A 22,241-nucleotide genomic window follows, 5' to 3' on the forward strand; every position below is an offset into this window, starting at 1 on the left:
GTACGTCCCGGGGGCGGGGGCGCCGGCCGGTTCCGCCCGCCGGCCGGTTCCGCCGGCAACACGTCGGCGAGGGGGCTCACCGGGGCCGGGGCGGCGGTCAGGACCAGACGATCAGTTCGCCGTTCAGGGTGAATCCCAGGAAGAGGGAGAGGGTGATCCGGCGGCCGCCCTCGAAGTCCCGCACCTGGTGGAAGTTGCGGCAGTCGAAGAAGACGCCTTCGCCGGGCTCGGCCCGCACCGTGGCCGACGGCGCGTCGGCGACGACCTCGGGGGCCCAGCCGTAGCCGTCCCTGCGGGTGTCGTCGGCGGGGATCCAGCGGTGCCGCCAGACGGTCAGCGCGCCGCCGTGCCCGGCGACGGTGAGGTGCAGGTTGAAGGCGAGTTGCACGAGGGGCTGGTCGTCGAGGCGGCCGGGGAACTCCCGCACCACCTCGTCGTAGTGGATCTTCGAGCCGGTGGGGAACTCGCGGAGGATGCCCGCGTGCAGCGGGCGGCCCCCGATGGTCGCGGGGCGCACCGGAATGCCGAGTTCGGTGCCCAGCCGCCGCATGAGGGTCACCGTCGGGTCGGTGTCGCCGTAGAGGTCGCGGGCGGCCTTCCGGGTCTGCTCCGCCTTCTCCCAGTAGGCGTCCCGGACCCGGCCCTGCCCGTAGTAGTCGTACACCGCGGGGCCGAACTTCAGGATCGGCGGGTCGAGCCGCTCCTCGTCGTAGGGCTCGAAGTCGGCCTGCTCGATGCGGGCGACGAGGTCGCTCAGGTCGCCCCGGTCGCCCCGGAGCAGGTCGGGCACCCGGACGATCGCGCAGGTGCCGGCGGCCAGCCGCTGCAGAGCCTCCCGCAGCTCCCCGTCCCGGACCGTCTCCGCTCCGAACATCGCCTCGTCGTCGTCCTCGTCGTCCTGCCGGGTCGGTGTCATGGCAGCCGTGTTCCCCTCGGTGAGAGGCCGGACGGAAGGGCGGCCGCGGGCGGCTTCGGGCCGCGGGTTCCCAAGGCCTTCGTCGCCTGGTGCCACGCGCCCGCTCGGCCCGCCGGACAAGGTCACTATCCCTTCGCCGCAGGTCATGGGCGAGCGTGCTCGTCCGGCCGGGTGACAGCGCGAGGGCGCTCAAGCGGCCGGCCGGTGCCACCGGCGGCGTCGGCGCGCGGTCCGTGGCTTGGGGCCGGGGCCGGGGCCGGGAGGGCGGCTCGGGGATCAAGGACGGCGGCGGCGGGGGCGGGGCCTCTGCGCTTGCACGATGGGCCCGGCGTTGGGCCGCATGCCTGAATCCGGCCGCCCGCCCGGGTGTCCGATCCGTCGGGCACGCGGATCGGAAAGCGGGGTGCCTACGGTCGACGGTGGTCCGTCTTCCATTCGGTGAGCACCCCAGGAGTGATCATGGCCACGCCGACCCCGTCCCAGGTCTGTATGACGCTGTCCGCGCTCGCGGCCACCGCGGCGACCCCTCGACCGTCGGGAGAGACCAGGGACCAGCAGACGTGGCGCGCGGCCGCCGGCATCTCGCAGCAGCTGGCCGCCATCTGGCTGGCGACCAGGGCCAGTTGGCAGCTGGCCTGGATCGCGCTGAGCCCGGACGACGCCAACATGGCGTACATCGCCAGGAGCATCGACGGCTCCAACCTCTTCGCCGTGGTCGCGCGCGGCACGATCGGCAACATCACCGACATCCTGGAGGACCTCGACGTCGGCACCGTGGTCCCGTTCACCGCGAGCGGCTCGCCGACGCCGGTCGCCGTCTCCAAGGGAGCCATGACGGCGTTCACCCAGGTCGCCACCATGGTCTCGATCCCGCCGCCGCCCGGGGACGTGCTGGGTGTGCCGGTGCCGGAGGACGCGTTTGCCCAGCAGGGCACCACGCTGGCGAAGGCGCTGGCCGGCCTGGTCCAGGCGGCGCCCACGACACCGCGGCCGACGGTCTACGTGACCGGCCACAGCCTGGGCGGCTGCGTCGCCACCATGCTCGCCCCCTACCTGTACACGCAGGCGCGGAGCTGGACGAACGTCCCGCAGTTCGCGCTGGAGACCTTCGCGGCCCCCACCGCCGGGCTGCAGAGCTTCGCGACCTACCTCAACGGGCTGCCATGGCTCAGCAACAACCACCACGTCAACGCCTGGGACGCCGTACCGCTGGCCTGGAGCAGCCTGAAGGAGGTGAAGCAGGACAAGTGGTACACGGCACCCGGCCCGGCGGGCAACAGCACCGTGCACCACCTGTTCGACGTGCTCAACGGGCTCCGCAAGGGCAACGTCTACGTGCAGCCCGGTGTGCGGCAGCAGCTGCCGACGGACGGGGACTACTCGACGCACGACCCGGCACTGATCAACAGCACCCTGGCGGACTTCATGGGGCAGGTCGCGTTCCAACACGCCAACAACACCTACCTCGGCCTGCTCGGGACCTCCAAGCTCTCTCCTTCCGGGCCGACGGTGACCGGCGTCAGTCCCACCTTCGGGGCCGGCGGGTCCACGGTCGTCGTCGAGGGCAACGGCTTCGACCCGGGCAGCGTCCTCGACTTCGGTCCCGTGCCGTGCCCCGACCTGGTCATCAGCCCGGGCGGCAACCGGATCAGCGCCACGGTGCCGCCCGGCGTCGGCATCGTGGACGTCCGGGTCACCAATGTCCGCGGCACGTCGCCCGCCGTGCCGCTGGGGCAGTTCGCCTATGACGGGCCGGCACCACTGGCTGTCACCGCGGTCGACCCGGTCAGCGGGCCGGCGAAGACGACCACGGTCACCATCACCGGCTCGGGCTTCCCCAGGAACGCCGGGGTGAACTTCAAGGACCAGGCGTCGAAGTCGGTCACCTGGGTCTCGGACACCCAGCTCACCGCCACCGCGCCGGCGCAGATCGACGACAAGCAGACGGTGGACATCACCGTGACGGTCGGTGACATCGCCTCCGCCACCGGCCGGGCCGACGAGTTCACCTACACGGGCCGCTGAGTTGAGGGCCGGTACCGGAACCCGGTGCGGCGCGGGCGGATCACGGAGAGACGCGTCGTACCCGGTGAACCCGGCCGACGGCACGCGAGGATCAGCTGTCAGTAAACGTCCATCCTGTCCTCAGGCTGTTCAAAGCGGCGCGCTCTAGCGTCATCCGGCATGTCGAAGCGAAGCGTCCCCCCGACAAGGGTGCTGGCACCCGTGAGCGTCCTCGCAGCCGCCGGGCTCGTCTTCGCGGTGCTGCAGGGACATTCGGGCGGAACGGACGGCGGGCCGCCCATGTCCGTCCAGGCCGACTCGGCTCCGTCCGGCTCGGTGACCTCCTCGGCGCCGGTGACCCCCTCAACTCAGGCGACCTCTTCGGCGCCCGTGACCCCCTCGGCGAGCACCGGGGCCGGTCAAACCGTCCCTCCCGCCCCGGTCGCCGACGCGGCTCTGCGCAGCGCCGCCGCGCAGGCCGACGGCGCGGTGTCGGTCTCGGTCACCGACCTGGCCACCGGGCAGTCGCTCGCCTACGGCGCGTCCGGGCACGCCTTCGCCACCGCCAGCATCGTCAAGGTCGACATCCTGGCCACGCTGCTGCTCCAGGCCCAGGACCGGGGCACCGGGCTGAGCGACGCGCAGCAGAGCCTCGCCGCCGCGATGATCGAGAACAGCGACAACGACTCGGCCACGGCCCTGTGGAACGCGATAGGCCAGGAGGCCGGTCTGGACGCCGCCGACGAACGGTTCGGGCTGACCTCCACCGTGGCCGGCACGGACGGCTACTGGGGCCTCACCTCCACCACCGCCACCGACCAGACGCGGCTGCTGCGCCAGGTCTTCACCGGCGACTCGATCCTCTCGTCCGCCTCGCGCGACTACATCCGGCGGCTGCTCGGCCAGGTCGAGAGCGACCAGCGCTGGGGTGTGAGTGTGGCGGCCACCGGCGGCGCGTACGCGGTGAAGAACGGCTGGCTGTCGCGGGATGCGGACGAACTGTGGGTGATCAACAGCATCGGGATGGTCGAGTGCGACGGACACGAACTGCTGATCGCGGTGCTCTCGGACGGCAACGGGAGCGAGGAGGCCGGCATCTCCCTGGTGCAGTCGGTGGCGCAGGCGGCTGCCGGTTCACTGAAGGGGAGTTGACCAACTGAGCGGTAGGCCCCGCCGATGCCTGCTCCCCGGCGTCCAGATCCCGGCACCGGGTCGCGCGGACGCCGTGGCCGTGGCTGTCGAGCCCGTTCCGTCCGTCGCCGACGGCGTCGAAGCCGGGGACGGCGTACGGGGGCGGGGCACCGACGCCGGGCAGCAGGCAGCGGGCGATCAGTTGGCGGGGTCCAATCCTCCGCCGACCGGTGCGGCGACAGTTGAACGCGAGCCCACCGGTAGCGGGTCGGCTACAGGGCCGCGATCCAGGGATGCCCGGGGTGTACGCGGGCGAGCAGCTCGGTCAGGGTCCCGCGCTGAGCCGGGGTCATGTGCGGGACGGTCGCGTCGAAGTCCGATTGATCCTTTCGGCGGACGTGTTTGGCCTTGAACAGCAGGACCAGTTCGGGTGCCAGATACGGGATGCCGTCCCGGGTGCGGAGGATGATGTCGCGGTAGGGAAGCCGGATCGTCTCGTCGCGTCGGCAGATCCAGGTGTCGCCGTCGTGCGGTTCGCGGAACACGTCGAGCAGGTAGTTTCCGGTGACCGGGTCGCGGAGCCAGGTCTGGTGCACGGCGGCCAGCACCTCCGGTGCGGCGTCCTCCCAGATCCGGCCGCTGCCTGCCGCGTCGAAGACACACCGGGGGAAACGGGAGCGGATCTCGGGGAAGCCCGCGGCCGGAATCGCGATCTCGATGTCTCCATGAGCGCGCGTCCGCCTGCCGCGGAACAGGTCCAGCGCCCAGCCCGCGGCCACGTACCAGGGTGTGCCGATCCCGGCCAACCGGTGCGCGACCTCGCTCGGGGTCCAGCAGGACGACCATCTGGCGTCGAGGGCTTCGATCTCGTCGGGTGACAGCTCGATGCCGCCGCCGGGCAGTTGCTCGCTCACCTCAGGAACCTATCAGCGGGCTCGAAGGCCCCGGCCGGGCTCGACGAAGGAGGCCGGCGGGTCCTGGGGCCGTACGTCGCTCACGCGGGCCGCTGGGCCCAGGGGCCGGCGCTCCGAAAACTCCCCGCGCCGCGCCGCTCCACGGAAGGGTGTTCGTCGACAGAGCGCCGGCTCTGGAGGCGGGGTCAACTCTGGGCGCGGCTCAGGATCCAGACGCCGTAGGCGTCGTTCGCGGGGTGCAGCTGATAGGTGCCTGCCCGAAGGTCGACGCGCAGTCCGGCGGCGGTCAGGTCCGCTTCGAACTCCGCCACCGTGTAGGTCCGGGCGTGCGGCGGCGGGTCCTGCAGGTGGAAGCCGACCAGGATCCGGCCGTTCTCGCCGAGCACGTCGCGCATCGCGACCAGTGCCCTGCGTTCCGTGCCCTCGGCCAGGTAGACGATGACGTTGCCCACGCAGACGACCAGGTCGAACGGGCCGTCGTCGGGGCCGAGGTCGAGGATGTCGCGTTCCTCGATCGGCAGCCCGGGGTAGGTCTCCCGAGCCTGCCGGACCAGGGCCTCGTCGGGCTCGATCGCGACCACGTCGTGCCCCCGCTGCAGGAGCGCGGCGGCCACCCGCCCCATACCGGCGCCGGCGTCGAGCACTCGGGCACCGCGCGGCAGGAGCGTGTCGGCGAGCCGGGCCTCACCGTCGACGTCCTCGCCCGCGGAGATGAGCTCGGCGAACCGCTTGCCGAAGTTCCCGCTCTGTCCCGCCTCCTGCCAGCGGGTTCGCCTCGTCGTCATCGGTATGAGCTCTCCGTGCGGCAGCGTGGTCCTGTCCATGTCCCGCATCCTAAGGCGAGACCGCCGGCACCGGTCATGGCCACTGAACGCCCACCCATGGGCCCTGGCGCGGTGCGGCCGCCGCGCCGGGACGGCCGTCACGCGGCCCGGACCGGGGCGAGCGGGGCGAGCGGGGCGAGCGCCGCGTACTCCAAGGGGGCGGACGGGTCGATCGAGAGGTTCATCGGGGAGGGGGCCGCGCCCGAGCGGACCAGGAGGTCGCCGATGGCCGCGATCATCGCGCCGTTGTCGGTGCACAGGCGCAGCGGCGGCACCCTCAGGGTGATCCCGGCCGCGGCGCACCGCTGTTCGGTCAGGGCGCGGATGCGGGAGTTGGCGGCGACCCCGCCGACCACGACGAGGGTGTCGATCCCGTGGTCGGTGCAGGCCCGGACGGCCTTGCGGGTGAGGGTGTCCGCGATGGCCTCCTGGAGCGCCGCGGCCGCGTCCGGGACGTGCGGTTCGGCGCCGGCCGCCCGTCGGGCCTCGACCCAGCGGGCGGCGGCGGTCTTGAGGCCGGAGAAGGAGAACGCGTACGGGGGGTCGTTGGGCCCGCTGAGCGGGCGGGGGAGGCGTACCGCGTTCGGGTCGCCGTCGCGGGCGGCGCGGTCGATGGCGGGCCCGCCGGGGTAGGGCAGGCCGAGGATCCGGGCGACCTTGTCGAAGCACTCGCCGGCGGCGTCGTCGAGGGTGTCGCCGAGGTGGACGATCGGGTCGCGGGCGAGGTCGCGCACCAGCAGCAGGGAGGTGTGCCCGCCGGAGACGATCAGCACGACGCACGGGTTCGGCAGGGGTTCGCCGTCCAGCGCGGCGGCGGCGACGTGTCCGGCGAGGTGGTGGACGCCGTAGAGGGGGACGCCGAGCGAGAAGGCGTAGCTCTTGGCCGCCGCGACTCCGACCTGGAGCGGGCCGGACAGGCCGGGTCCGGCGGTGACGGCGACCGCGTCGACGTCGGCGAGGGTGAGTCCGGCCCGGTCGAGGGCCTCGCGGACCACGGGGGCCATCGCGTGGACGTGGGCGCGGGCGGCGATCTCCGGTACGACCCCGCCGTAGCGGGCGTGCTCGTCCATGCTCGACGCGACCGCCTGTCCGAGCAGGACCCCGTCGCGGACGAGACCGGCGCCGGTCTCGTCGCACGAGGACTCGATCCCCAGCACCACCGGCGAGTCCGGCATCACGCGCACCCCTTATTGCTGATCGATGTGCAATTGCGACCATTGTGCAATAAGGCCGGGAGTGCTGGTCCGGCAGGTCCGGTTTCCCTGGTCCGTCCCGCGGGGAGTCCATCGGGTCCATCGGGTCCATCGGGTCCACCGGGCCCGCCGGCGGCCCGCGATCGGGCGGTCCGCCGGCGGGACGCGAACGGTAGGTCAGGAGGCGGGCATCAGGACCGTGTCGACGATGTAGACGGTGGCGTTGGCGGTCTGGACGTTTCCGCACAGGACCTTGGCGTCGCCGTCGACGGTGAAGTCGGGTGCGGCGCCGGTGACCGTGAGGTCGTGGGTCTCCAGGGTCTTGTGGCCCCCGGCGAGGGCGGTGGGGGCGAGGCGCTGGGGGACGACGTGGTGGGTGAGGATCTTGGTCAGCGTGTCCTTGTCGGCGAGGGCGGCGTCCAGGGTGGCCTTGGGAATCTTGTCGAAGGCCTCGTTGGTGGGCGCGAAGACGGTGATGTTCTGCGCGGAGTTGAGGGTGTCGACGAGGCCCGCCTGCTTGACGGCGGTCACCAGGGTGGACAGCAGCGGGTTGTTGGAGGCGGCGGTGGCGACCGGGTCCTTGGCCATGCCGGTGAAGGAGCCCGCACCGTCCTTGGGCACGGCCGCACAGGCGGTGCCGAACGGCCGGTCGCCCATGGCGGCACCGGCCGCCGACGCGGTGGTACCGGCCGCCGGCGCGGCGGCGGGGGCCTTCGACGGGGAGACGGAGGCGGAGGGCGATCCGGAGCCGCTGCCGCAGGCCCCGAGGCCGAAGGCGAGCGCGGTCGCGGCGAGGACGGCGGTGACGGTGTCGCGGCGGCGGGTGGTGGCGTTCATCGCAGTGATCTCCTTGTGAGGGTGCAGCGGTCGGCCCCTCGGGCGGACCGCCCCGGACGGCGCCGGGTACGTGAAGGTGGTCGTGAAGGTGGTCTGGTGGAGGCCGGGCGGGTCGGCCGGGGCTCTCAGGTGACGGTGACGACGGTGCTGTGCCAGCCGGTGGCGCCGGACGGGTAGGGGGCGGCCCGGTCCCCGGTCTGGACGGCGCCGGTCGCATCGGTCGCCCGGACCTCGATCCGGTGGGTACCGGGCGCGGCCCCGGGCCAGGTGTGGGTCCACTGCCGCCACAGGTCCGGTCCGGCGTCGGCGGCGAGCATCGCCTGCTGCCAGGTGCCGCCGTCGATCCGGACTTCGACCGCGGCGATGCCGCAGTGGGTCGCCCACGCGGTGCCGGCGACCGTGACGTCCCCGGCGGGTACGCGGGCGAACGGGGCCGGGACGTCGATGCGCGAGGCGGTGCGCACCGCACCGGTGCGGTCCCAGCCCCGGCGCACCCAGTACGGATCGAATGCGGCGAAGGTGGTGACGTCCAGGTCGACGAGCCACTTGGTGGCGGAGGCGTAGCCGTAGAAGCCGGGGACGACGCTGCGGCAGGGGAAGCCGTGGGCGACGGGCAGGGCCTCGCCGTTCATCGCGACCGCCAGCAGTGCGCGCCGTCCGTCGAGCACCGATTCCAGCGGCGTTCCGATGGTCATGCCGTCCTGTGAGCGGCCGACCAGCTGGTCCGCGCCGCGGTGCACGCCGGCACGGCGCAGCAGGGCGGGGAGGGAAGCGCCGAGCCAGCGGGTGGTGCCGACGTAGGGGCCGCCCACCTCGTTGGAGACGCAGGACAGCGTGTGGTCCATCTCCTCCAGGGGTTCGTGCAGCAGGTCGTCGAAGGTCAGCAACAGCGGGTGGTCGACCAGGCCCCGGATGCGCAGCGCCCAGCGCCGCGGGTCGATACGGGGGAGTGCGAGCGCGGTGTCCACCCGGTAGAAGTCCGTGTTCGAGGTGACGAACGGGGGCAGGCCCGCGACCTTCGGACGGACCGGGGACGGCAGGGGCGGCAGCGGTTCCACGGCGGGCGGGATGCGGACGGACGCGCGGACGGCGCCGACGTCGAAGAGGCGGTCGGTCAGGATCCTGCCTCCCGTGACCGCGACCGCGCCGACGGCTATCGTCCCGCCGGTGACGGCGAGAACGGCCCGGCGGGTGGTGCCCGCGGGCCCGGTGCGCCGCTCCTGGCCGGCGCTCCCGCCGGTGGGGTGTCCGATCGTGGGGACCGTGTTCACCGGCTGCGGGGCCGACCCCGTCATGCGTGAGAGGGCGAGGACGGTGGCCGCGCCGACGAGGCCCGCCACGAGGGCCGGTACGACGTCCGCCGCGCCCGCTCCCGGCCGGGAGAGCGCGGCCCAGGCACCCAGCACGCCGAAGGCCGCGAAGACGCCCGCTCCGGTCCTCGGGCGGCCAGCCGACAGCCATCCGGCACCGGCGGCGAGCAGGGCCGCCGTCAGGTGGATTCCGCCGAGCAGCACCGTCTTGTCGTACGCGCCGAAGGTGCGGACGGCGTATTCCTTGAGCGGGGTCGGCGACAGGTCGACGGCCGCGGAGCCCACCGCGATGACCGGCGCGGTGTCGGGCCCGGTGAAGGCGGTGGCCAGGTCTCCCGCACCGAGTGCGGCCGAGGCGGCCGCCAGCCCGGTCGCCGCTGCCACGCCGACGCGACGGAGGCGGTCGGGACGGGCGCGGAGGGGCGCGGAAGCGTCGGATGGATTCTTGCTCACGCCGAGGGTTCGAGGCGCCCGGGGCCGCGGATGGGTCGCCGCGCCGGACTCACCCGAACGGGTCGGGCGGCATCCGGCATTGACGGTGGGCGCAGCACGCACGGACCGGCAGGCGGTTCGGCCAATCCGGGCGCGGGCCCGCTCCGAAGGGCGGATGTGAGTTCCGCACTGTCCGCCCGGCCGGGACCGCACCGCTGTCCCGCCGGGACCATGAGGAGGCCCTCGATGTCTGCCGTCCGCCGATCGGGCTCGACGCCCGCCCAGTGCGAAGGAACGGACGGATGAGCGCCGTCGTCCACCTGTCCGGTCCCGGACGGCCGGTACCGGACCTGACGGAACTGCTCGCCCGCGTCGCGCGCGGGGATCAGGACGCGTTCTCCCGGCTGTACGACGTGGTGGCCGGTCCGGTGCTGGGGCTGGTGCGCAGGGTTCTGCGCGATCCCGCGCAGTCCGAGGAGGTCGCCCAGGAGGTGCTGCTGGAGGTGTGGCGCACCGCTGCCCGCTACCGGGCCGAGCGCGGTGAGGTGATGCCGTGGGTGCTGACCATCGCGCACCGGCGCGCGGTGGACCGGGTCCGCTCGGCGCAGGCCGCCGCCGACCGCGATCAGCGCGTCGCGGCAGCCTCCCACACCCCGGTGTTCGACGAAGTCGCCGAACAGGTCGAGGGCAGACTGGAGCGCGAGCAGGTCAGGCGCTGCATGAGGACGCTCACCGAACTGCAGCGGGAATCGTTGACACTGGCGTACTACCGCGGTTACACGTACCCCCAGGTCGCCGAGGTCGTCGGCGCACCGCTGGGCACGATCAAGACCCGCGTGCGTGACGGGCTGATCCGTCTGCGCGACTGCCTGGGGGTGGGAGCATGACCGCCGCCGACCTGCACACCCTGACCGGCGCCTACGCCGTCCACGCCCTCTCCCCCGCCGAAAGCGCGGAGTTCGAAGGCCACTTGGCCGACTGTCCGGCCTGCGCCCAGGAGGTGGCCGAGTTCGCCGCGACCCTGGCCAGGCTCGGGGCCGCGCGGGCCGTCGTGCCACCCGAGGCCCTCAAGGCCCGGGTGATGGCCGCGCTGCCCGGCGTGCGGCAGGAGGCGCCCCGGACCGCCGCTCTGCCCGGTGCGGGCTCCCGGTCCGGCCGGCGGGCGGGCGGGTGGACGAAGTTCGCGCTGGCCACCTGCCTGGCCGTCGCGGTCGGCTCCGGTGGCCTCGCCGTCCAGCAGCACCGGCAGGCCGGCGACACGCGCGCCCGGGCGGCCGCGCTCCAGCAGCGGGCGGACCGGCTGACGGGTCTGCTGACGGCGCCCGACGCCCGCACGGCCACCGGAACCGCGGCGGGCGGAACCGGCGTGGGGACGGTGGTGTGGTCGCACGAGCGCGGTCAGGCCGCCTTCCTCGCTTCCGGCATGCCCACCCCGGCCGAGGGCACCACGTACCAACTGTGGTTCGACGACTCCGGGACGATGCGATCGGCCGGGCTGCTGTCCCGTGGGGACGGCGGGCTGGTGCTGTCCGGGCCACTGGGCGGGGCGACGGGTATCGGCGTCACCGTGGAGCCCGCCGGGGGTTCGACGCACCCCAGTGGGGTACCGGTCGTGCTCCTCTCGCTCACCTGAGAAGGCGTTCGGGCTCGCGGGCTCCGGGCCGTCCGGTCCGGGTGCCTCGCCGGGTCGGCGCTACATCATTGGTGGGGCGCCGACCCGCACCCGATCCGTCGCCGGCGGCAGGGCCTCACCCGGAGGGCCTGTCGCCCACGGTTCCGTGTGCTCCCTGGTCGAGCCCGAGGCGTTTGTTGAGGGCCTCGCCCGAGGGGAGGGGGTCGATGAAGCTGTGCAGGAAGGCGAGCATCGCGTCGGTGTCCAGGCCCTCGCAGGCGGCGTCCATCGAGGCGTAGAGGAACTCCTCGATCCCGGCGACCGCGGTGGCCAGGCGCTCGCCCTCGGGGGTGAGGCTGAGCTGGAGGTAGCGGCGGTCCTCGGCGTCGGTGCGGCGCTCGACCAGTCCGGCCGCGACGACGCGTTCGACCAGCCGGCTCGGGTTGGTGCCGCTCTCGCAGACCAGGAGCTGACCGAGCCCGTTGAGGCTCAGGGTGCCGTGCTGCTGGAGCAGGCGCAGCACCTCGGCCTGCGAGGGGGTGATGCCGTGGGGTTTGAGGGCCTGGATCAGCAGCCGGTTGCCTTCGCGCTGGGCTGCCAGGATCGCGAACCGCAGGTGCTCGGCCTTGCGCATCGATGTCCTTCCGGGTGGTCTACGGGGCGGCGAGGAAGTTCTCGACCGCGGCGGCGTAGGTTACCGGGTGCGAGAAGCGGAACATGTGGCCGGTGCGCGCCAGCACGACCTCCCGGGCGTCGGGGATGCCCGCGAGCATGACCTTCGAGGCGTTCTCGCCGATCAGCACGTCGTGCGAGGGGGTCAGGAGCAGGGTCGGGACCTGGATCCGGTCGAGCACGTCGACGTAGTCGGCCGTGAAGACCGCCGACACGCGCGCACCGAAGGAGGCGGCCGGGGTGTTGGCGAGGAAAAGTTCGCGACTGCGCGCCTCGCTCCAGGGCACCTGGCCCTCGCCGTCGAACGGGGAGGCGAGGCGGTGGGCGTGGAACCGCAGCGTCAGCTGCCGGTAGAGCGGGCCGGGCGCCTTGCCCATCGCCTGGGCCAGTGCCTTCATGGGCTTCGAGTCGATCGGGTTGGCCGCGAATCCGCCGGACACGACCAGGGCGCGCAGGCCCCGCGGGCGGCGGGTGGCGAGGGCGAGCGCGATGTTCGCGCCGAACGAGTCGCCGACCAGCACGTAGTCGTCGAGGTCGGCGATCGCGTTCTCGACGTGGTCGGCGTAGCGCTCGATGCTGTCGACGCCCTCGGGCAGGCGCAGCGTGCGCTTGGGCGCCTCGCCGTAGGGGGCGAGCTGTTCGGCGCTCCACGGGGCGCCGGAGAAGCAGGGGATGAAGACGAGGGTCGGATTCTTCGCTGCAGTGTTCATGGAGAACATATTACACGACACATGTGTCGCGTCACATGTTGGCGGGCGAGGCGCCGACGGCCGGCTGTGCGACGCCCGGCTGCGCCGAGTGGTGCCCGGCGGCTCGTGTCGCCCTCGGACCACTCCGCGCAAAGGCGACGGCGGGGCGGGGCCGGGTGTCCGGACCTCCGCCCCGCCGTCGCTGCGGGGTGGTGCTGGGCGTGGTGGGCGGGTTCGTTCAGTAACCGACGATCTGCAGGCCGGAGTTGACGGTGAGGTAGAAGGTGTGGGCGTCGGGCCCGAGGGCCAGGCCGGTCACCCAGTTGAGGCCGGTGATGCCCTCGGTCGGGACGAGGGTGTTGGTCGCGGTGTCCAGGGCGAGGACCGAGGCCTTGCCGTCGCTGCTGGTGAGGTCCTGCTGGACCATGTACAGCCGGGTGCCGTCCGCGCCCACCGACGGGTTCTGCAGCCACTGGCCCGGGGAGATGTCCAGGGTGGAGAGGGCGTCGGTGGCGAGGTCGACGGCGTAGCCGGTGCCGTCGTTCCCCACGCCGTAGAGCCGGGTGCCGTCCGGGGAGAGGGCCAGGCTCGGGACGGAGCCGATCGGGGCGGCGATGGCACCGGCGACGGTCGGGGTCCCGGTGCCGGTGTCCAGGCGGACCAGGTTCTCGTCGGTGGCGGCGTAGGCGGCGTCACCGGCCGGAGGCGTGACGATCGAGCCCAGGTAGCGGCCGGGGACCGGCACGGCGGCGGTGAAGCCCTGCTGCTGCGGGGAGAAGGACAGGACCCGGGCGCTCGGCTCGGCCGGGCGGTGGTAGCGGGCCGGTCCGTCCTGGCCGACGTAGACCCTGGCGCCGTCCGCGCTGACCGCCAGCGAGGTGAGCGCCCCGGGGAGGGTCCCGTCGGGGCGCGGCTGGTCCGGTGCCTCCGTGCTGGAGGCCACGGTGTCGGTGGCCGTGTCGATGGCGCCCAGGCTGGACAGCGGTGCCTTGCGGGCGGTCGAGAACAGCACGTAGACGCGCGAGCCGTCGGGGCTGACGGCCAGCGGTCCCGGACCGGCCCCGAGCCCGGTGGACAGCGTGATCACCGCGGTGATCGCCCCGCTCTGGGTGTCGACCACCTTCACCTTGGCGCCGTTGATGCTGTCCTTCACCGCGACGTACGCCTTGCGCCCGTCCGGGCCGACCGCCACCGAGGCGGGTGACGAGTCCAGCTCGACGGTCCGCGGGACCCCCGGGACCGGCTCGCCGGACGTGCCGGTGACGGCGCCGGCGGAGCCGGACCCGGCGAGCAGCAGTGCCGCGCCCGCCGCCAGAGAACCTAACCAACGAGCCTTCGACAAAAGTGAGTTCATGTGACCCTCCCCTTCGGACACCGCGGGTCCCCGCGATGGAAGGCAAAGGCTACGGGACGTACGCGTACGGGGTGCGGCTTCAGGATGCGGGGCCGGGGCGGGCGGTTCACCCACCGGGCGTGCGACGGGGCTCCGCGAGCAGGGCGCGGAAGGCCGTGGCCACCGCGCCGGGGTGTTCCTGCATGGCGACGTGGCCGACGCCGGGCAGGGTGAGGAGCCGGGCGTCGCGGAAGGCGGCGTAGGCCCGGGCCGCCGAACGGAAGGGGACGAGGCGGTCCTCGCGGCCGTAGACGAGCAGGGTGGGGGCGGTGACCCGGTGGGCCTGGTGCCAGGCCGAGGCCTCGCCGGCGGGGCGCAGGTGGGATCGGACGACGGCGCGCACGCCCTGCGCCAACATCTGCTGGGCGTAAGGGAGTTCGGCGCGGCGCAGGCGTTCGCGCGCCTCCGTCGCCCGCTGTTCGGCGTCGACGCGGGACGGGTCGGCGTAGATCAGGCCGTAGAGGTCGTCGAGCTGCCGGTCGGGGCTCCGGGCGGACAGCAGCCGGGCGTACAGGCGGTGAGCGCCCGGCAAGCCCAGCAGGGAGACCCGCAGGGCCTGGGGCGGCGGGAGGGCGGGCAGGACCGGCGAGACCAGGGTCAGGGTGGAGACCAGCTCCGGGCGGTGGGCGGCGAGGTGGAGGGCGGTCAGGCCGCCGAGGGAGTTGCCGACCAGGTGGACGCGGCGGTGCCCGGTGCGGTCGAGGTGGCGGGCGACGGCCGCGGCCTGGCGCCGGACGGTGACGAGGCCGTCGGGCGGGGGAGCGGAGCGGCCGAAGCCCGGGAGGTCGAGGGCCAGGCAGTGCACCGACGGCCGGAGGCGCTCGATCAGGGCGGCCCAGTTGTGGGTCCAGCCGCCCAGCCCGTGCAGGAAAACGGCGGTCTCGGCGTCCGGGCGGGCGCCGGGTGCGTACTCGGCGGCGAGCGGTCGGCTCATGACGGTTCGCTCCCCGCTCTCACGCGCGCCGTGCCGCGGAGGACTCCGCCACCGCGAGCCGGTAGTGGTCGAGGAGCCGGTCGCCGACCGCCTCCCAGCTGCGTTCCGCCACCGAGGCCCGGCCGGCCCGGCCGAGCGTTCGGCGCAGTTCCGCGTCGCGGGCGAGCCGCTCCACCGCCTCCCGGAAGCCCCCGCCAGCGCCGGGCGGCACGAGGAAGCCGGTGCGCCCTGGGAGCACCAGGTCGAGCGGTCCGCCGGCCGCCGGGGCGACGACGGGCAGGCCGCTGGCCATCGCCTCCTGGAGGGTCTGGCCGAAGGTCTCGAACGGCCCGGGGTGGGCGAACACGTCGAACGAGGCGTAGAGCCGGGCGAGTTCGTGCCCGGTGCGGCGGCCCAGGAAGAGCGCGTCGGGCAGTGCCGCACCCAGCCGGGCGCGGCACGGGCCGTCGCCGACCACCACCAGCCGTACGCCCGGGAGCCGGGACGTCTCGGCCAGCCGCTCGACCTGCTTCTCCGGTGCCAGCCGCCCGACGTAGCCGACCAGCACCTCACCGGGCCGGCCGAGGTGGCGGCGCAGGGTCTCGTCCCGGTGGCCGGGATGGAAGCGCACGCAGTCGACGCCGCGCGGCCACAGGTGGACCCGGGGGATCCCGTGGGCCGTCAGGACGTCGAACGAGGCCCTGGACGGCGCCAGCGTCCGCGCGGCCGCCGTGTGGATGTGCCGCAGCCGGCGCCAGGCCAGCCGGGCTCCGGCCGCGCCCGCGAAGGGCAGGTAGGTCCGGGCGTAGGCGGCGAGGTCGGTCTGGTAGACGGCGACGGCGGGGACGCCCGCGCGCCCGGCCGCCGCCGCGCCGGCGGCCCCGAGCGCGAACGGGCTCGCCAAGTGGACCACGTGCGGGCGGTGCCGTTCGACGGCGTCGGCCACCCGGCGCCCGGGGAGGGCGATCCGCACCTCGGGGTAGCCGGGCAGCGGGACCGACGGGACGCGGACCACCCGGTAGCCGTACGCCGCCCCGCAGTCCTCGTTCTCGCGCCGCTGCGCCGCCGGTGCCACCACCAGCGGGACGTGCCCCCGGGCGAGGAGGTGCTCGGCGGTGCGGAGCACGCTGTGGGCCACGCCGTTGAGCTGCGGGGCGAAGGACTCGGCGACGATCACCACCCGCAGCGGCCCGTCGTCGTCGGCCGGGCCGTCCGTGGCGGGCGCCGCCCGCCCGGGCAGGACCCCGCTCACCGGGCGGCCTCCGCGGCCGGTGCGGTCTCCGCCGCCACGGCCTCGGGGCGGGCCGGGACGGACCGGCCGACCGCGCGCAGGTCCCGGAGGATCTCCCGGAAGCAGGCGGTCAGTCCCGCCTCGGCGTACGGCACGCCGATCTCCGCGCAGTACGCGCGCACGATGCGCGAGGCCGGGCGCAGCGCCGGCACCGGCATGGCCGGGAAGAGGTGGTGCTCGATCTGGTGGCCGAGCCCGCCGAAGAGGAAGTGGACGAACCGGCCGGCCCGCAGATTGCGGGAGGGCAGCACCTGCCGCCGGAGGAAGTCGGTGCGCTGCGCGCCGGGGCCGGTCAACGGCATGCCCTTGTGGTTGGGGGCGAAGATGCAGCCCAGGTAGACGCCGAGCAGCGCCCCGAACAGCGCGGTGAAGGCGAGCGCCTGGAGCGGAGCGAGCACGAGGACGGTCAGGGCCGCCGCGAGGACGTAGTGCAGTGCGGCGAGGGTGCGTTCCAGGACGGGGTGGCGGACGGTGCCACGGGTGAGGGTCAGGCCGGTGGCGACGAGCAGGCCGAGCGCCTGGAGGGAGAGCAGCGGGAAGAACAGCTCCGCCTGGTACCGGGCCATGAGGCGTCGCAACCCCCGTGCCCGGTCGGCCTGTTCGGCGGTTCTGGCGAAGAGGATGGCATCGGCGGCCGGGTCGCGGCCCTCGTGGTTCGGGTGGGCGTGGTGCCGGTTGTGGTCGTCGACCCACCAGCCGTAGCTCATGCCGACCACCAGGTTCCCCAGCACGATGCCCACCAGGTCGGTCGTCCGGCGGTCGGCGAACACCGCGCGGTGCGCGACGTCATGGCCGAGCAGCGCCAACTGGCCCAGTACGAGGGCGAACAGCGGCGCGAGGCCGAGCTGCCACCAGCTCGCGCCGAGCGCGACGAACCAGGCGAGAAGCCCCGCCAGCGCGGCGAACAGCCCCACGCTCCGGCACGCGTAGTAGAGCGGGCGCCGACGCAGCAGACCGGCCCCGGCCACGCGCCGGTACAGCTCGGCGAATTCGCCGCGCCGGGCGGTCCCGGCACTCGGAGTGTCCTGAACGGTCATGCCACCAATCCGGTCTCGGGCCGCCACGGCCGGCCGTCGCCGCGCGGCGTGCCCCGGGCAGGGGAGCCCTGAGACTTCCTTACTCCACCGGCCGCTGTCCCGCGCCGCCGGTGAACGCAACCTGATCGAGTGGGTGGCGGGCACGGGTTGACGGTCCGCTGTTCACGGGTCGAGAACCCGTACGGAACGCTGCCGGGGGAGAAGGACCGCCCCTGACTGCTGCCGTCGGCTACCCGCTACCGGCTACTGGTTGCCGACTACCGGCTGAGCATGCGCAGCCGCAGCCGGTGCGGCCGCAGCACCGTGGCCAGCCGCACGGGGCGGGCGTCGGCCGGCCCGGGCGCCGCGACCGGCTGCCAGCGGCCCAGCACGGTGGCCAGCGCGATCGCCGCCTCGGCGCGCGCGTAGTCGGCGCCGACGCACTGCCGCGGCCCGTTGGCGAAGCCGGCGAAGGCCCAGCGCGGCAGAGCGGCGGCCCGCTCGGGCAGCCAGCGGTCCGGATCGAAACGGGCGGGTTCCGCGAAGATCGACGGGTTGTGGTGGGCCACGTAGGAGCTGAGCAGCACCTGGCTGCCACGCGGCAGGGTGCGCCCTCCCAGGTCGGTCTCGCGGGTACAGGTGCGCGACAGCACCCAGCCGGGGGGATGGAGACGCAGCGCCTCGGTCAGTACCCGGGCCGTGCGGGGCAGGAACGGCAGGTCGGCCCACTCGGCCGGGCGGCCGCCCGGCAGCACCGCGTCGAGTTCCGCTCGCAGGGTGCCCAGCACCTGCGGATGCATCGTCAGCAGGCCAAGTGTCCAGGAGAGTTGGGAGGCGGTGGTCTCCGAGCCGGCCAGGAGCAGCGTGACCACCTGGTCGTGCAGCTCGGTGTCGGAGAGCGTGGAGCCGTCCTCGTCCCGGGCCGCCAGCAGCCCGGCCAGCAGATCGGTGTGCCCGGTACCGTCGGCCCGGCGGTCGCGTACGAGCTCGGCCACCGTCCGCCGCAGGGTGCGCACCGCCGCGTGGTGGCCGGGGCCCGCGGGCAGCATCAGCACCCGCCGCAACGCGCCGGCCAACGCGGTCTCGAAGGCGTGCTGCAGACGGTCGGCCAGCGCGTCCGGCGCCTCGGTGCCCAACAGGCTGCGCGCCACCACCCGCAGGGTGAACCGGTAGCACGCGGGAAAGACCTCGACCACCTCGCCGTCCCGCCAGGAGGCGGCCAGCTGCGCCGCCTCGCGGGTCATCACGGCGGCGTACCCGGCCAGCCGCTCGGGCCGGAACTCCGCTTGCAGAAGCCGCCGTTGGCGTCGATGATCGGCGTGCGCACAGGTGGCCAGCCCGTTGCCGAGGACCCGGCGGAAGCGCCGGTAGATCGCGCCGTCCTTGTCGAAGGTCCGGTCGTCCGCGTAGACCTGCCGCAGCAGTTCCGGGTGGCAGGGCACCACCATCCGGTTCGGTCCCAGCCGGACCTCCACCAGGTCGCCGTACCGGGACAGCCGCCCCAGGAACCCCGTCGGATCCCGCACCAGTGCGGGCAGGTGCCCGAGCACCGGCAGCGCCCCGGGCAGAGTCGCGTGGGAGTACGTCGTGGGTGCGGGATCCTGGGCGGACGAGGACACCGGATCAGCATAGGTCCGCAACCGGGCGGAGGGGCGGTTCGGCGCGGCGCCGCGGCGGCCCGGGGTTCGGGTTCCCCGCACCCCGGGCGGGGCCGCGCGACGGGTCCGACCGCCCTGCCCGGGGACGGCCCGGACGGCGGACTCTCCGCCGGGGACGGGCCGTTGCCCCGGGGGGCGGTCACGCCTGCGCGCCTTCGGCTTCGGGGTTCAGAGGCCGAACCGGGCGCGGTGGGTGGCGGGGACGAGATCGGCGTACTCGGGGTGCTTGGTGATCCAGCCGCGGATGAAGGGGCAGTAGGGCAGGACGGCGAGCTGCTGGTCGCGTGCGGCGTCCAGGGCGGCGCGGGCCAGCCGGCTGCCGAGGCCGCGGCCTTCGAAGCGGGGGTCGATCTCGGTGTGGATGAAGGCGATCTCGTTGCCGGAGCGGTGGTACTCGGCGAAGCCGGCGAGTTCGCCGTCGTCCTGGATCTCGAACCGGGACTTCTCGGTGTTGTCGGTGACGGACTGCTCCATGGTTCCTCCTCGTGCGGTCGGATTGCCGGGTCGGCATCCCTGACTATAGTTGAATAATAAACATTTGTCGCGGTCGACAAGCGGCGGGGTGACGACTTCGGTGCGCCCGGCCGCTCACCGCGGTTCGGCGACGAGCAACGGGCCGCGCGGGCGGACAGTGGCGGCCGTGGCGCTCTCCCGGACGGGGGCGGCCGTCGCCGTCCGGAGCCGCAGGCGGGCGAGGACGGTAGCGGCGATGACGAGCATCTCGGCCCGGGCGAAGGACTCGCCGACGCACTTGTGGCGGCCGGCGCCGAAGGGGATGAACAGCCCGGGGCGGGCAGGGTTTCCTGGGCGGCGCCAGCGCTCGGGATCGAATCGCAACGGGTCGGGGTGGAGTTGCGGGGAGCGGTGCAGGGCGGCCGGGCTGAAGAGGATCTCTGCCCCCGGGGCCAGGAGGGCGCCGCCGCAGTGGAGCGGCGCCACCGCCCGGCGCATCAGGATCCAGTTGGGGGTGTGGAGCCGGAGGGTCTCGCTGATCGCGTGCCCGGTGCGTTCCAGGCGCGGCAGGTCCTCCAGGGATACGGCGCCGTCGCCGGCGACGGCGCGCACCTCCTCGCTCAGCTCGTCCTGCAGGTCCTGGCGCCGGGCGAGTTCGTGGAAGAGCCAGGCGAGCGTGGTAGCGGTCGTCTCGGTGCCGGCCAGGAGCAGCGAGACCGCCTCGTCCCGGACCTGGACCGGTGCCATGGCGAGTCCGGTCTCCTCGTCGCGGGTGGTCAGCAGCAGCGACAGCAGCGTGTCGTCCCGGCCCTGATGCCGGAGGGCGGCCCGGGCGACGATCTCGTCCACGACGGTGCGCAGGTCCCGGACCGCGGTGTCGAAGCGCCGGTTGGCCGGTACGGGCAGCTTCTCCAGCAGCGGCGACGGGTAGAGCGCCCGCTGGACGAATCCGGTGAGGACCACGGGCACGGCCCGGTCGATCCGGGCCTTCTGGGCGTCGCTCAGGCGGGCGGCGAACAGCGCCTCGACCACGATGTCCCGGGCGAGATCGTGCATCCGGTGCTCGATCGGCGCCGCCCGCCCGGGCTCCCAGCGGGACACCGCGGCCGCGGCCAGTCGCGTGGTCAGGGCGGCGTACCGGCGGATGCCGTCGCGGTGGAAGGCGGGCTGGACCAGGCGCCGCTGGCGGAGGTGGAACGCGCCCTCGGAGATGAACAAACCGTTGCCCAGCACGCCGCGGGCCTTGTCGAAGACGAAGCCCTTCTCGGTCTTCGCGGCGTCCTCGACGAGCAGCCGGTGCACCAGCTCCGGTTCGGTGAGGACGTGAACCGGCCTGCGCCACAGGTGGATCCGCACCACCGGGCCGTGGTCGGCCAGCGACTGGAGGAAGGGCAGGGGGTCGGTCAGCAGTGGGAGCAGGTGTCCGAGCAGGGGCAGGCGGCCCGGCGCGCACGGCACCGCGAGGTTCGGGGCGTCGTCCTCGCGCATCAGGGCCTCGCCGTGGGGGCGGGCACGTCGAACCGGGAGCTGCCGCGGGACCAGTCGATGTGTCCGCGCAGCCACAGCCCCAGGCTCCGGGCGTACGCGGAGGCCGCGTCGCCGCCGTTCGCGTGGACGGTTCGGCTCAGCCCGATGAACGCGCGCATCTCGGCGTCACGCATGGCGACGGCAGACCGTCGGGCCTCGGCCGGAGAACAGTGGTGGTGGCGGGCCAGGACCTCGACCAGGTTGTGGCGGCCCTGGCCGCCCGCGGTCTCCTTGGCGTGGGAGTACAGGTCGTTGTCCCAGCTCACCAGGTTCGCCGTGAGGTCCCTGAGCCTGCGCAGCGAAGGGCCGTCCGCCTCCGCGGCCGGGACTTCGCGGCCGGCCGCGAAGTCGACCAGGGCGAGGCAGGTGTACGTGGCTCCGGCGTGCCTGCGCATGGCCACGTACTCGGACAGGCCCGGCACCGTGCCCGCCTCGCGGTTGGCGGCCTCCCACACCTGCGCGGAGAGGTACTCGCGGACCGTGCACTCCCACCGGAACAGCTGTGACGGTGAGGCCTGCGCGGCGACCCGGTCCCGGATCTCCCGCAGGGCCGTCGCGTAGGCGCCGGCCGGTCCGGACGGCCGGCCGCCGAAGACCTCCTCGCCGGGCGGCTCGGGGTCGATCACCCGGGCGAGGAGAGCGGTCGTGCGGGCCAACGGCCCGGGGTGGTGGCCGTGTTCGCGGTCCTCGCAGTACCCGTCGTCGAAGGCGAAGAGCCAGACGTACCAGTCGGACAGCAGACGGAGCATCTCGGCGGAGACCTCGGGGTTGGTCCGTGCGGCCAGGTGACCGCTGCGCTGGCGCCCGATCCCGTCGGACTGCCGCAGGCGCCCGTCCAGCAGCCGGTGGCGCGCCAGCCAGGCCAGGCTCTGCCGGTCGGCCTGTTCGGCGTGGGGGTTCGTCAGGGAGGGGAAGGGGCACCACAAGTCGTCCGGGGTGCTGTGCGGTCGCCCGTCGCGGAGATCGGTCATCGCTGTGCCGGCCCTCGTCTGGTTGGGGTCGCGGCCGGAGTTCGGTGCCCCGCGACGATCGCGTGGGGTCGCCCGGCCTGCGCGGGAGGCCGAAACTATTCCGGATCGGGGTGGGGTGGTGGACTGTGCGCGCATCCGTGGTTGCCTCCCGGCGCACGGCCGGCCGGCCCTTCCGGTCCAGAGCGCCCCGGCGTACTCGCGGCTGCCGGTCCCGCCGGTCGTGGTGGGCCTTCATGCGGCCAGGGACGGGACGCTGCCCCGGATCGTTCCCGGTGCTGCTGGCCGGACGTGACGATCAGGGGTGTGTTGGCGCGGTACGCCGCCGCCAGGTTGCCCATGGCGCTGCCGGTTCCGGTGGTGAGGACGGCACCGCACGGGCGGCGCACCGGCACGGGCCCGGACCGACGGGGCACCGCCGGAAGGGCGGCCGCGGTCCCGCGGCCGCCCCGGGGCCGGAACCGTGTCGCCGACCAGGGTTTCGTGTG

The 22,241-nt window shown here is 74.0% G+C and carries 20 protein-coding genes; 4 read left to right on the forward strand and 16 right to left on the reverse strand.

Going from position 1 to position 22,241, the window contains the following annotated elements; genetic code table 11:
* Positions 1 to 97 precede the first annotated feature (97 nt).
* A complete protein-coding gene (locus tag ACFVHV_RS21580) occupies positions 98 to 916 on the reverse strand; it encodes a proline hydroxylase (RefSeq protein ID WP_380352743.1) in 819 nt (272 codons plus the stop codon).
* Positions 917 to 1,375: 459 nt separating this feature from the next.
* Here ACFVHV_RS21580 and ACFVHV_RS21585 point away from each other — a divergent pair, with 459 nt between their 5' ends.
* Positions 1,376 to 2,941, forward strand: coding sequence for an IPT/TIG domain-containing protein (locus tag ACFVHV_RS21585; protein ID WP_380352744.1), 1,566 nt, complete (start codon positions 1,376 to 1,378; stop codon positions 2,939 to 2,941).
* 201 nt (positions 2,942 to 3,142) lie between these two features.
* Positions 3,143 to 4,072 (forward strand): serine hydrolase, encoded by a 930-nt coding sequence (locus tag ACFVHV_RS21590; RefSeq protein ID WP_380352746.1) that lies wholly within the window; start codon positions 3,143 to 3,145, stop codon positions 4,070 to 4,072.
* A gap of 251 nt (positions 4,073 to 4,323) precedes the next feature.
* On the opposite strand, the gene ACFVHV_RS21595 is transcribed toward ACFVHV_RS21590, so the two are convergent.
* The 5 genes from ACFVHV_RS21595 to ACFVHV_RS21615 all read right to left on the reverse strand — a co-directional run bounded on the left by ACFVHV_RS21595 (position 4,324) and on the right by ACFVHV_RS21615 (position 9,513).
* The gene (locus ACFVHV_RS21595; protein WP_380352747.1) at positions 4,324 to 4,965 is read right to left on the reverse strand and encodes a nucleotidyltransferase domain-containing protein; all 642 of its coding nucleotides are present in this window, start codon (positions 4,963 to 4,965) and stop codon (positions 4,324 to 4,326) included.
* Between the two features lie 185 nt (positions 4,966 to 5,150).
* Positions 5,151 to 5,789 carry a class I SAM-dependent methyltransferase gene (locus ACFVHV_RS21600; RefSeq protein ID WP_380352749.1) on the reverse strand — a complete coding sequence of 213 codons (639 nt, stop codon included), beginning with the start codon at positions 5,787 to 5,789 and terminating at the stop codon, positions 5,151 to 5,153.
* Between the two features lie 98 nt (positions 5,790 to 5,887).
* Entirely contained in the window at positions 5,888 to 6,964 is a 1,077-nt protein-coding gene (tsaD, locus tag ACFVHV_RS21605) for a tRNA (adenosine(37)-N6)-threonylcarbamoyltransferase complex transferase subunit TsaD (RefSeq protein ID WP_380352751.1), read from the reverse strand.
* Between the two features lie 195 nt (positions 6,965 to 7,159).
* Positions 7,160 to 7,819 carry a fasciclin domain-containing protein gene (locus ACFVHV_RS21610; RefSeq protein ID WP_380352753.1) on the reverse strand — a complete coding sequence of 220 codons (660 nt, stop codon included), beginning with the start codon at positions 7,817 to 7,819 and terminating at the stop codon, positions 7,160 to 7,162.
* 125 nt (positions 7,820 to 7,944) lie between these two features.
* Entirely contained in the window at positions 7,945 to 9,513 is a 1,569-nt protein-coding gene (locus tag ACFVHV_RS21615; RefSeq protein ID WP_380352755.1) for a molybdopterin-dependent oxidoreductase, read from the reverse strand.
* A 350-nt stretch (positions 9,514 to 9,863) separates the two neighbouring features.
* Between ACFVHV_RS21615 and ACFVHV_RS21620 the strand changes: the two genes are divergently transcribed.
* Together ACFVHV_RS21620 and ACFVHV_RS21625 are read left to right on the forward strand one after the other, a co-directional pair.
* Positions 9,864 to 10,448 (forward strand): sigma-70 family RNA polymerase sigma factor, encoded by a 585-nt coding sequence (locus ACFVHV_RS21620; RefSeq protein ID WP_359910286.1) that lies wholly within the window; start codon positions 9,864 to 9,866, stop codon positions 10,446 to 10,448.
* The gene (locus ACFVHV_RS21625) at positions 10,445 to 11,194 is read left to right on the forward strand and encodes an anti-sigma factor domain-containing protein (RefSeq protein WP_380352756.1); all 750 of its coding nucleotides are present in this window, start codon (positions 10,445 to 10,447) and stop codon (positions 11,192 to 11,194) included. The genes ACFVHV_RS21620 and ACFVHV_RS21625 overlap by 4 nt, the downstream gene beginning before the upstream one ends.
* 115 nt (positions 11,195 to 11,309) lie before the next feature.
* On the opposite strand, the gene ACFVHV_RS21630 is transcribed toward ACFVHV_RS21625, so the two are convergent.
* The 10 genes from ACFVHV_RS21630 to ACFVHV_RS21675 form a co-directional block, all read right to left on the reverse strand.
* Positions 11,310 to 11,807: a MarR family winged helix-turn-helix transcriptional regulator gene (locus ACFVHV_RS21630; protein WP_380352758.1), complete on the reverse strand. Its 498-nt coding sequence runs from the start codon at positions 11,805 to 11,807 to the stop codon at positions 11,310 to 11,312.
* 19 nt (positions 11,808 to 11,826) lie between these two features.
* Complete coding sequence (locus ACFVHV_RS21635) at positions 11,827 to 12,555, reverse strand: alpha/beta fold hydrolase (RefSeq protein WP_380352759.1); 729 nt, start codon at positions 12,553 to 12,555, stop codon at positions 11,827 to 11,829.
* 217 nt (positions 12,556 to 12,772) lie between these two features.
* Positions 12,773 to 13,888, reverse strand: a complete 1,116-nt coding sequence (locus ACFVHV_RS21640) for a hypothetical protein (protein WP_380352760.1) — start codon at positions 13,886 to 13,888, stop codon at positions 12,773 to 12,775.
* 106 nt (positions 13,889 to 13,994) lie between these two features.
* Complete coding sequence (locus tag ACFVHV_RS21645; RefSeq protein WP_380352761.1) at positions 13,995 to 14,861, reverse strand: alpha/beta fold hydrolase; 867 nt, start codon at positions 14,859 to 14,861, stop codon at positions 13,995 to 13,997.
* Between the two features lie 19 nt (positions 14,862 to 14,880).
* Complete coding sequence (locus ACFVHV_RS21650; protein ID WP_380352800.1) at positions 14,881 to 16,026, reverse strand: glycosyltransferase family 4 protein; 1,146 nt, start codon at positions 16,024 to 16,026, stop codon at positions 14,881 to 14,883.
* A gap of 62 nt (positions 16,027 to 16,088) precedes the next feature.
* Complete coding sequence (locus tag ACFVHV_RS21655; protein WP_380352763.1) at positions 16,089 to 17,168, reverse strand: fatty acid desaturase family protein; 1,080 nt, start codon at positions 17,166 to 17,168, stop codon at positions 16,089 to 16,091.
* A 257-nt stretch (positions 17,169 to 17,425) separates the two neighbouring features.
* On the reverse strand, positions 17,426 to 18,766 hold the full coding sequence (locus ACFVHV_RS21660) for a cytochrome P450 (RefSeq protein ID WP_380352764.1): 1,341 nt from the start codon (positions 18,764 to 18,766) through the stop codon (positions 17,426 to 17,428).
* A 207-nt stretch (positions 18,767 to 18,973) separates the two neighbouring features.
* Positions 18,974 to 19,279, reverse strand: a complete 306-nt coding sequence (locus ACFVHV_RS21665) for a GNAT family N-acetyltransferase (RefSeq protein WP_380352766.1) — start codon at positions 19,277 to 19,279, stop codon at positions 18,974 to 18,976.
* Between the two features lie 114 nt (positions 19,280 to 19,393).
* Positions 19,394 to 20,746: a cytochrome P450 gene (locus ACFVHV_RS21670; protein WP_380352768.1), complete on the reverse strand. Its 1,353-nt coding sequence runs from the start codon at positions 20,744 to 20,746 to the stop codon at positions 19,394 to 19,396.
* Positions 20,746 to 21,756: a hypothetical protein gene (locus tag ACFVHV_RS21675; protein ID WP_380352770.1), complete on the reverse strand. Its 1,011-nt coding sequence runs from the start codon at positions 21,754 to 21,756 to the stop codon at positions 20,746 to 20,748. Before ACFVHV_RS21675 ends, ACFVHV_RS21670 begins: the two co-directional genes overlap by 1 nt.
* Positions 21,757 to 22,241 lie beyond the last annotated feature (485 nt).

This window comes from Kitasatospora sp. NPDC127116 (genome assembly GCF_042677365.1).
Classification (GTDB): Bacteria; Actinomycetota; Actinomycetes; order Streptomycetales; family Streptomycetaceae; genus Kitasatospora; species Kitasatospora lactacystinica.